This is a genomic window from Convivina intestini (genome assembly GCF_003096575.1).
In the GTDB taxonomy this organism is placed as follows: Bacteria; Bacillota; Bacilli; order Lactobacillales; family Lactobacillaceae; genus Convivina; species Convivina intestini.
This window is the reverse complement of record NZ_QEKT01000015.1, coordinates 1-8,425: the sequence shown is the minus strand read 5'-3', so window position 1 is coordinate 8,425 and position 8,425 is coordinate 1. Positions and strand designations below refer to the sequence as shown.

Sequence of the window (8,425 nt, the reverse complement as noted above, 5' to 3'; positions counted from 1 at the left end):
CGCAGTATCAAAAACAAAAAGTCGCCTAATTACCGTAGTAATTAAGCGACAAGATTTATGACATTACTTCTCTCCAATTTGGAGGGCGCACTTCAAGCCGTCTTTTTTGTATGCGTCCACCCTGCATTTACTAATAAAACAGATAAAAGCACTAATACCAATGTTTATGCTGATAAACGTTTATGTATCAATGTTCATAAAGGTTTTAAATCGTCTTTTTTTAGTTGTGTTTTGAAGCGCTTTATCACGTTTTGAAACACTTTTACTCGTGCAGTCGTGCAAAAGTCGTGCACTATAATTTGTTGATTAGATCTTGCGCTTTTTTATCTTCCAGCTCTCTTTTACTCTTGAAAAGGTGGGCATATATTTCAAGCGTAATATTTACGTTAGCGTGTCCTAATCGTTCGCTTACATATTGGACAGATACATCGTGCGCTAAAAGGTAACTAGCATGTGTGTGGCGAAGACCATGAGAAGTTATTATTTTTGAATCATCAGCTATTAAAAATTCTCTAAGGGATTTGTTAATACCATTCGTTGTCAACGGAAATCCGTTACGGCCTTCAAAGACAAATTGCTTGCCAAAACCCCATACTTTTAATAGGTCGACCAACTCATCAGATATGCTAATAGTTCGATTAGATGATGGCGTTTTTGTTGGCTTAAAACTTTGAGTAACTAAATCCCAGTTTTTGTTAATACTGATTGTTTTATTTTCTAAGTCAACATCTGTAGGAGTTAGCCCGGCCGTTTCAGCATAGCGCATACCGGTCATGAGTTGCGTAATAATCATATGGGCTGATAAATCATTTGACTCCTTAGCTCTTTTCATTAGTTTCTTTAACTCATCATCTTCGAGAAACTTATCAATTGGTTTTTTACCTGCCTTTTTAGCCGCGACGTAAACGTTTTTGGTAAAATCTCGATTAATTATTTCCTCATCTACGGCGTAACGTACAAAAGCGGTGATAATCGTTTTAATTCGATTAGCTGATGACTGAACGTGTTCCTGTGAATAATCATTAATCAGTGTTTGAAAGTGGGCAGCAGTAACTTCATTTACTTTTTTATTTTTCCACTGTTCATTAGCAACGCGAATAGCATTCTGATACCAAAGTTTTGTTTCTCTTGATATTTTTGGTTCTTTGAATATTTGATACCACTTTTTCATCTCATCAATGAATAGTGAATTTGAATTACCTAGTTTACCCAATGATTTTTCATATTCAACTTTTGTAACCCATTCATTTGCTTCGGCCTTGGTAGCGAATCCATTTTTCTGCTTTGTTTTTCGTTTGCCGTCAACCGTTAAAAATATGGAAGCTGTCCAAGTCTTAGCATTTTTACGCTTAAAGATACTAGCCATAAATACTCCTTTTTGGCACAAAAAAGAGGACCTCCTGAGAGATCCTCGACGTCTAATTACGCCTGTGCATAATTAAGATCAGAACAGTTAGTTCCAATCGACACCCAATCGTGCCTGTAACTAAAGTATACACAACATATAAGTTATATGCTATAAAATCTCCATTATTTCCTTTATTTTTTTCTTAATTTTTTTAATATATTCATCTGGTAATGATATATTTTCAGATATATTAAATTCAGAGAATTTATTAACTTTCAATTTACTAACGGTAGTTATATTATTAACATCCGCAAATGAATTTCCTTCATATTTTTTTATTTGATTGGATAATTTTTCACTTCCTTTAATATCTTTTTCTATTTTAGATAATTGATCAAGGTTATTATCTATTTTAGTAATATATTGAGAAATTCTTACTGATATATTAACCATAAATTTATATTCAGTAATATCATCTAATGAGTTTATTTGCTCATTTATGAAAAAAAGTTTTGAATATAGGCTTTCTTTATCTTCAACATGATCAATACTGAGATAATCAGAATATATTTTACTAATGATACTTTTTTCTTCATTACTAGGACTATCAATATAATTTTCTATATCTGAAATTATCTCTTTACCTAAATTATCTATTGATATATATTCATTTTGATATTTAATAGTTCTATGAATTAAATCTTCTAATTTTTGATTAATCATTTCATAGGATGCGGTAAATAGTGCGTTGTCTAACCGAACATATCCAGGTTTATGTTTTGAACTTAAAGGTACTACTGTTATATTTCTTTTATTTTTATCATCATTATTATTAATTACAACTCCAAAATGTCCACAGCTCATTTCACTTCCAACACGGACACCAAAATCTATCATAACAATGGTTCCTTGTCTAAATTTTCTATAAAATTTTGGTAGTTTATGGTTAATTTCCTTATCTAAATAATGTCCATAATTATTCATCCAGTATGGTAAATGTTTCATTTTAAAGGAAGTGTTATCTGAAAAGTATACTTCATTAAATTTATGTAATTTATCTCTTTTGGTATTAGCATCCATATTTTATCCTTTATTAAATTTTTATGTACGCCCCGAAGGGCATGTAGGTTAGCACTCCCCATATAAGAGAAGTCAGGTTGGCTTTTAACGTGGATCCCCAGCACTATGTATTAGGACTTACATTGTCAGTATTGGAAATGTAAATATTCATCAGGAGTCACTGACAAATGCCTATATGTAATTGGGACTTACATCATCATCCAGGAAACATATTCGGAGTTATTGGGATAATTTTTAGAACGGATGATGAATGCCCGGTATGTATTAGGACTTACATCACTAGCATACACAAGGATAATAGTGTTATTGCTTACTGGAGAATAAGTGAGTTAGTTCTAGTGAATGCCTATATATCGGGACTTACATCGTCAAGAGGAATTGAGCGTATTAAAGAGAGAAATTGGTTGACGAATGCCCTATGTACGCCCGTAAGGGCTTTTTTATTTAGTACTAACAACAGTTCCTTTAATAAACCAAGATCCAAGTGATGATTTTGTTTCTGATATTTTAAACTTGATATGTTGTCCCTTTTTTAAGTTGTGTTGCTGTTTATCTGGATAGAAATTCAGGTGTTCTCCAGCCCAAATATTCTGACCAAGAGGAGTATTATTTTCTACACTGGCAATTTCAACATCTATTATTTTTCCGTCCAAGCTTTCACCGGCATTTAATTTTTTCTCTGCAACCGTCGTAGTATAGTCTGCCTTTACATTATTATCGTTGTAAATTTTAAAGGCCAATCCACCAATTACAATAAGTACTATACCGATAACGATTGATAACGTCATTTTTTTAGTCATCTTATTACCTTAATATTTTTCTATTTGACACTGTATGTTTTAGTTCCTAGCTCTTTAAATTCAGCATTTTCAAAGTGAACAGTTACGTCGTTATCATTTTCTAATGAAAATACGATAGCAACATCGACTGTTTTACCAGGGAGTAATTTCTGATCTAAGTTTTCACATTCAGTTCTTATTTTGTCGTTATCTTTAACAGTTCCAACTTCTAGCTTCTTATTTTGTGTATCTGTTTTTTGATATGCACTTACAACAGAATACATAGCAGACGAGTCCATTTCCTTATCAGAAATATTTGTCATCTTAGCGTGGATGGCAATTAATTTTTTACCATCATATCCATCAACAATCTCTGATTTACCAAAATCAAATTTTAAGTTTCCAGCTTTATATGTTGATCCTTTAAACGACCATGAATTTGATTCATCTTTATTGGTCGTATTATCGGTTGCTTTTTCAACTTTACTTGAAGTTGTTGATTTTGCTGCTGAAGTGTTATTTTTATTGCTACTTTTATTCGTTACCGCAAAAGTTAATCCGACAATAATAACGCCCATTAAACCAATTATTGAGTAAACAATTTTCTTATTCAATGTGCCTCTCCCAACAGCTTTTAATGTCGATCAGTCAATTGGACATTATATGTATGCTGCCCCTGCAGCTTATAATCCCAGTATCTGTTTTTTCTTTGCGTCAAAATCTGACTGAGTGATAATGCCATTATCTAGTAACTCTTTTAATTTAGTCAGATCATCGAGTGAACTAATGGTTGATGGGTTTTGATCATTAAATACTTTTTCAATTTTATTAAGTTTTTGGTCAATATTTTCAGCTTGTCTGATTGCAATATTTACTGTTGAAAAGGGACTATCTATTTTTTTAGCTTTTGAATTTTTATCAATGTCTAAACTGGTTTTAACGGTAAACTCGTTACCGTTTGCTGTTATTTTTAAACCACAGCTTATAAACTTACTTTTATCTATGCCCCGTCTAGCTAGTCCTCCAATAATGGTTCCAATAACTGGAAGCACTAGTGTTCCAACGGTTGCACCAACAGCCCCTGTTGATTGTCTGTCTTCTACCTCAACATATAGTTCATGAGAATTAATATTTGAGTAGCGATAGTATCCAAAATCGCCAAACATAGCGATTTTATTAACATCATCAAAATAAACAAATACATTCCGTCCTGGAGCACTGTTATATATTGAATTTTTCTTTATTTCTTTTTTATTAGTATTAATCTTTAATATAGTTTGTTTTATATCTTGGACTGTTTTGTTTTTCAGCCTACTAATAGTATCCTTTTTATTTTCATGACCCAGAAGGGGATAACCGCTTTTTAGCGTACAATCTTTGCAAATAATTCCGTCTTTCAAACGAAATGATGGCGATAGAATACCAATTGATTCACCATTAATATCACATTTTTTAGGCATATAGTTTCCTCATTTAATATTTTTACCATCAAAATCATAACTAACGCTAACTAGTTTACCTATAATCTGAATAGGGGGGTTATCATTTTCCACATCTTCATGACGATATTCAAAAGGCTTGAAGTCGGATAGCCAGCTATCTGGCTCAAAACGAATTCTATCTGGATATTGATAAACATGCTTTAATGTTGCCATCTCACCATCAATAATAACAGCACAAATATCCCCGTTTGTAATTTCTGATTGGTCAACTTTAGCTAATTTTCATCAATATTTGATGACCTATTTTCTTCTATTATCGATTTTAGTCTGCTTTCTAAGTCGTTCATTTGATTCCTAAACAAATTTTTAACACGTTTAGTGAATCCATCTTTGAAGAACAGTACTAGCTCATAATCTGTTGAGTTACTACCGGTATGAACAAGAACCTTGTCTATAGTTTTTAAATCATCAAAATTAAATGTTCTAGATGGACGAGTGATAGATCCAATCACAAATATTGTCTTATCAACATAGTCTATTCTGACAGAACTAGAAGCTCGATATGCTTGACCGCTTTTAACTTTTTTATTGAACTCAAAATCGCTTTTTATTTTGTTTAGAAATCCCATTTTACAGACTCTTTTCTAATAAAATTTATTCACATTTCGTATATATAACTCAAATACTAAAATGATTAGCAACATATTCGGCTTGCTTTTCAGCTAGCATCGTTTCTCTACACCAACGGTAATTTTGATTACCAAATACATCAAAATCAGCGTGTGCACTTTCGTGGACTATCGTATGTAGTTGCTGCCATTCTGGTTGTAGTGTGTTAATAAAGATAGTAACGTTCCCGTTTTCTTTAACAGCTTCGCCAAAATATTTATTATTTGGTACTTCAATGCCATAAAATTTATATTGAGGGAACCTATCGATGTAAAGTTCTATGTTAGTCATTTACACCTCTTATAATCGGTGCTTTGATAATTTAGCAATTTCAACTAACTTTTTAATTTGTTCTATTTCTTCATCGGTAGCATTCGGGTCAATAAAGTAAGCAACCTTGCGCTGGCTATCAGTTAGTTCACCTTCATCAATATTTGGTTCGGGAACGATTCCGGCTAGTCTTAAAATTTCATCCTTTGAAATTCTTAATCCATCTGCTATCTTAGTTAGCGTTTCAACCTTTGGGATATTTTTACGGCCATTTTCTACTTGAGATAAATAGGCAGGAGAAATTCCACCCTGTAAAGCGGCCTGTCTAACTGAATAGTGTTTGTCTTCTCGAATAGACTTTATTTTTGACCCAAAGTCTTTGCTATTAACCATTTTTGTCCTCTTTGTCTTTGATAAGGCAAGTATAAACAAAAGAGAAACAAAATTAAATAAAAAAGTTATACAAAGTGTTTGACAACGTTAAACAAATGTTTTACAATTAGTTCATAAGTTAAGGAAAGGAGTATAGTAAATGTCATTGGCAATGAAAATCAAAGATACTAATCAAGTCAAGCAGATGATTAGTTTTGAAGGCGAATCAATGCGTAAGTTTGCAAAGCGAATTGACATTGATCCCGGAATGCTTAGTGCCTATATGAACAATAAAAAGTTTCCGTCACCTCCGACTGCCAAAAAAATTGCGGATGGTTTGGGTGTAGAAATTAAAGATATTTTTTTAGTCTGAGTGTTTGCTAACGTGATACTAAATAAAACTAAAAAGTATATAACCAAACAGAAAGGAGGAGATAGAGTGAAGCTAGTATATCTTGCAGGCCAATTAGTTGGTGTGGTAGTTCAAGAACACAAAAATACACTACTTATCAGAAAAGCATTTGTAACAGACCTTAACGGAAAAAGAACAATTGCAATCACTGAAAAAGCAGTGTTTGTAGAGAAAGTAGTTATTGATGAGACTCAGTCAAAATTGGTTGATGTCCCTGAAAATGAATCAATTGAACCAATCAATATGGCTAGAAGCATCGAGTTTATTCGAGAATTTCTGAACGTGTAGTTGAATGTAGTTGTCGTTCATTGATAAAACAACGCCCTTCACTAAGTAGTATGGATCCTTATCATTAGCAGATGAATTAATTAGGTCCCCAACTTTGGGTGTGAATGGTAATGAAAAATCATGATCTACATTTCTACCATCAATAATTAGGCTGTAGTGGTACATGTTATACCTCCTTTCATAGTTGATAAAGAAAGTATAGCAAAACTAAACAAAAACCAAACAGAAAGGAAGTGAACAGCATGCCGATGGAAATTTGGCAGAAAATTTATCCATACTTAATTTATTTAATTGAAAACGATATAGAAAATAAAAAGACCACCAATGCTTTTGCAATAGTGGAACTTCTTAAAATGATGGATTAATCATTTAATTACTTGAATTGACGAAATTGAGTCCCTATCAATTGATAGGTTAGTGTCACCGGTTAAAGTTAAGCTTCCAAAAACTTCATTTATATCGATGTTCTCAATATCATCAATGTCAATAGGGTCTCCCATAAATGAGTAAGTTTTAGCATAAATAACATTATAGACCATAATAGCCCGTAAAGCCTTTGCCCTATTATTTGTTCTGATAATAATATCCATAATACTTCTCCTTTCGATTTACTAGGCACTGCAATGCCAGTAACAAAAGAATATCACAAACACTTGGAGGTGTTTAAATGAGCGAAATTAAAGTATTCGATAACTTAAAAGTTAAAGAAGATAACGGTCAGGTAATGTTTGACGCTGAAACGGCAGCAAAAGGGGTTGGTATTTCAACCGTTGCCAAAAGTGGCAACGAAGTAGTTCGGTGGAGCCGAGTAAATCAATACCTTGGGTTGTCCAAAAGTGGACAACTAATTAAACGTGGTGATTTCATCACTGAACCACAGCTTTACAAGTTAGCAATTAAGGCAAATAGCTCACAAGCCGAAAAATTTCAAGACTGGGTTACATCTGAAGTGCTACCAAGCATTCGCCAAACTGGCAGTTATTCAATTAGTACTGATCCGTTGTCAATTTTAAAAACAACATACGATGCTTTGAAGTTACAAGAAGCTAAGCAAAACAAGTTAGAAGAGCGCTTTGATAGTTTTGAAGATGCTCAAGAGATTCGTAGCTGGGAACAACAAGAGTTACTTAACTTGCGCCGTAATCGTGTGTTTGCAATCTTAGGTGACAAGTACACCAAGGCTTACAAAGAGTTGTCTAGCGAAGTGTTCCAAGCTATTAGCAAGGACTTCAAGCGTCAATTCAACGTGCCACGTTACAACGCATTACCACGGAAGAAGTTCGATGAAGCTAAGAAGTTCTTCGATAATTGGGAGCCTAATAACTTGCTAGAACTTGCTATCCGCGGTGCCAACCAAGAAACAGCATAGGGGAGGTGATTGATATTACAAATTATAGGTTTGAAAATACTAAGATGTATTCCATTGGCGAAATTATGGAGAAACTTGAAATTAAATCTTATGCGACTTTTCGAAAGTATTTTAAGAATAAACCAGGTTTTCCAAAACCAGTAGTACCGAGTAAAACCCATCCTAAATATGATGGGTTAGCCTTAAACAACTTCTTCTTCAAGAAGGCAAATAAATATGCATAGGAGGTAAAACATGGAATGGGTTTTATTAGTATTCAGTACAGTATTACTGTTCGTCAGCTTCTTAATGTTAATTAGCTTAAACGATAGAGTAGAACAGTTAACTAATTTGCTTAATGGAAAGGTAGACCGATGGGAGCTTTAAATTTGTGGCTGAATGACTTCATTATCTCGG

General features: G+C 33.2%; 14 protein-coding genes. 4 read left to right on the top strand and 10 right to left on the bottom strand.

The features are described from left to right. Positions 1–292: 292 nt before the first annotated feature. The 9 genes from C7384_RS07895 to C7384_RS08295 form a co-directional block, all read right to left on the bottom strand. Positions 293–1,366, bottom strand: a complete 1,074-nt coding sequence (locus C7384_RS07895; protein ID WP_089940490.1) for a site-specific integrase — start codon at positions 1,364–1,366, stop codon at positions 293–295. A gap of 150 nt (positions 1,367–1,516) precedes the next feature. After that, complete coding sequence (locus tag C7384_RS07890) at positions 1,517–2,428, bottom strand: type II toxin-antitoxin system PemK/MazF family toxin (RefSeq protein WP_089940484.1); 912 nt, start codon at positions 2,426–2,428, stop codon at positions 1,517–1,519. A gap of 440 nt (positions 2,429–2,868) precedes the next feature. Then, positions 2,869–3,228, bottom strand: a complete 360-nt coding sequence (locus tag C7384_RS07885) for a hypothetical protein (RefSeq protein ID WP_116585394.1) — start codon at positions 3,226–3,228, stop codon at positions 2,869–2,871. Between the two features lie 20 nt (positions 3,229–3,248). Continuing rightward, on the bottom strand, positions 3,249–3,821 hold the full coding sequence (locus C7384_RS07880; protein ID WP_089940451.1) for a DUF5067 domain-containing protein: 573 nt from the start codon (positions 3,819–3,821) through the stop codon (positions 3,249–3,251). Between the two features lie 69 nt (positions 3,822–3,890). Continuing rightward, on the bottom strand, positions 3,891–4,667 hold the full coding sequence (locus C7384_RS08300) for an SHOCT domain-containing protein (RefSeq protein WP_089940449.1): 777 nt from the start codon (positions 4,665–4,667) through the stop codon (positions 3,891–3,893). Positions 4,668–4,676: 9 nt separating this feature from the next. Continuing rightward, complete coding sequence (locus C7384_RS07870; protein WP_276329409.1) at positions 4,677–4,904, bottom strand: LexA family protein; 228 nt, start codon at positions 4,902–4,904, stop codon at positions 4,677–4,679. Positions 4,905–4,924: 20 nt separating this feature from the next. Beyond that, positions 4,925–5,278 (bottom strand): hypothetical protein, encoded by a 354-nt coding sequence (locus C7384_RS07865; protein ID WP_089940446.1) that lies wholly within the window; start codon positions 5,276–5,278, stop codon positions 4,925–4,927. A gap of 49 nt (positions 5,279–5,327) precedes the next feature. After that, positions 5,328–5,609: an ImmA/IrrE family metallo-endopeptidase gene (locus tag C7384_RS07860; protein WP_089940443.1), complete on the bottom strand. Its 282-nt coding sequence runs from the start codon at positions 5,607–5,609 to the stop codon at positions 5,328–5,330. A 9-nt stretch (positions 5,610–5,618) separates the two neighbouring features. Continuing rightward, entirely contained in the window at positions 5,619–5,981 is a 363-nt protein-coding gene (locus C7384_RS08295; protein ID WP_243400742.1) for a helix-turn-helix domain-containing protein, read from the bottom strand. A gap of 139 nt (positions 5,982–6,120) precedes the next feature. Here C7384_RS08295 and C7384_RS07845 point away from each other — a divergent pair, with 139 nt between their 5' ends. The 3 genes from C7384_RS07845 (at position 6,121) to C7384_RS08335 (ending at position 7,025) form a co-directional block, all read left to right on the top strand. Beyond that, positions 6,121–6,333, top strand: coding sequence for a helix-turn-helix domain-containing protein (locus C7384_RS07845; RefSeq protein ID WP_089940440.1), 213 nt, complete (start codon positions 6,121–6,123; stop codon positions 6,331–6,333). A gap of 66 nt (positions 6,334–6,399) precedes the next feature. Further along, the gene (locus C7384_RS08195) at positions 6,400–6,660 is read left to right on the top strand and encodes a hypothetical protein (RefSeq protein ID WP_165806814.1); all 261 of its coding nucleotides are present in this window, start codon (positions 6,400–6,402) and stop codon (positions 6,658–6,660) included. 242 nt (positions 6,661–6,902) lie between these two features. Beyond that, the gene (locus C7384_RS08335) at positions 6,903–7,025 is read left to right on the top strand and encodes a hypothetical protein (RefSeq protein ID WP_256465519.1); all 123 of its coding nucleotides are present in this window, start codon (positions 6,903–6,905) and stop codon (positions 7,023–7,025) included. Here C7384_RS08335 and C7384_RS07835 read toward each other — a convergent pair whose 3' ends face one another. Beyond that, positions 7,026–7,250: a hypothetical protein gene (locus C7384_RS07835; protein ID WP_089940434.1), complete on the bottom strand. Its 225-nt coding sequence runs from the start codon at positions 7,248–7,250 to the stop codon at positions 7,026–7,028. It lies immediately after the preceding gene. 77 nt (positions 7,251–7,327) lie between these two features. Between C7384_RS07835 and C7384_RS07830 the strand changes: the two genes are divergently transcribed. Next, positions 7,328–8,029, top strand: a complete 702-nt coding sequence (locus C7384_RS07830; RefSeq protein WP_116585393.1) for an ORF6C domain-containing protein — start codon at positions 7,328–7,330, stop codon at positions 8,027–8,029. Positions 8,030–8,425: the final 396 nt, after the last annotated feature.

Coding starts and splice junctions, on each gene's coding strand:
- C7384_RS07895 (WP_089940490.1), bottom strand. CDS start 1,366: ATGGCTAGTATCTTTAAGCGTAAAAATGCTAAGACTTGGACAGCTTCC.
- C7384_RS07890 (WP_089940484.1), bottom strand. CDS start 2,428: ATGGATGCTAATACCAAAAGAGATAAATTACATAAATTTAATGAAGTA.
- C7384_RS07885 (WP_116585394.1), bottom strand. CDS start 3,228: ATGACTAAAAAAATGACGTTATCAATCGTTATCGGTATAGTACTTATT.
- C7384_RS08300 (WP_089940449.1), bottom strand. CDS start 4,667: ATGCCTAAAAAATGTGATATTAATGGTGAATCAATTGGTATTCTATCG.
- C7384_RS07865 (WP_089940446.1), bottom strand. CDS start 5,278: ATGGGATTTCTAAACAAAATAAAAAGCGATTTTGAGTTCAATAAAAAA.
- C7384_RS07860 (WP_089940443.1), bottom strand. CDS start 5,609: ATGACTAACATAGAACTTTACATCGATAGGTTCCCTCAATATAAATTT.
- C7384_RS08295 (WP_243400742.1), bottom strand. CDS start 5,981: ATGGTTAATAGCAAAGACTTTGGGTCAAAAATAAAGTCTATTCGAGAA.
- C7384_RS07845 (WP_089940440.1), top strand. CDS start 6,121: ATGTCATTGGCAATGAAAATCAAAGATACTAATCAAGTCAAGCAGATG.
- C7384_RS08335 (WP_256465519.1), top strand. CDS start 6,903: ATGCCGATGGAAATTTGGCAGAAAATTTATCCATACTTAATTTATTTA.
- C7384_RS07835 (WP_089940434.1), bottom strand. CDS start 7,250: ATGGATATTATTATCAGAACAAATAATAGGGCAAAGGCTTTACGGGCT.
- C7384_RS07830 (WP_116585393.1), top strand. CDS start 7,328: ATGAGCGAAATTAAAGTATTCGATAACTTAAAAGTTAAAGAAGATAAC.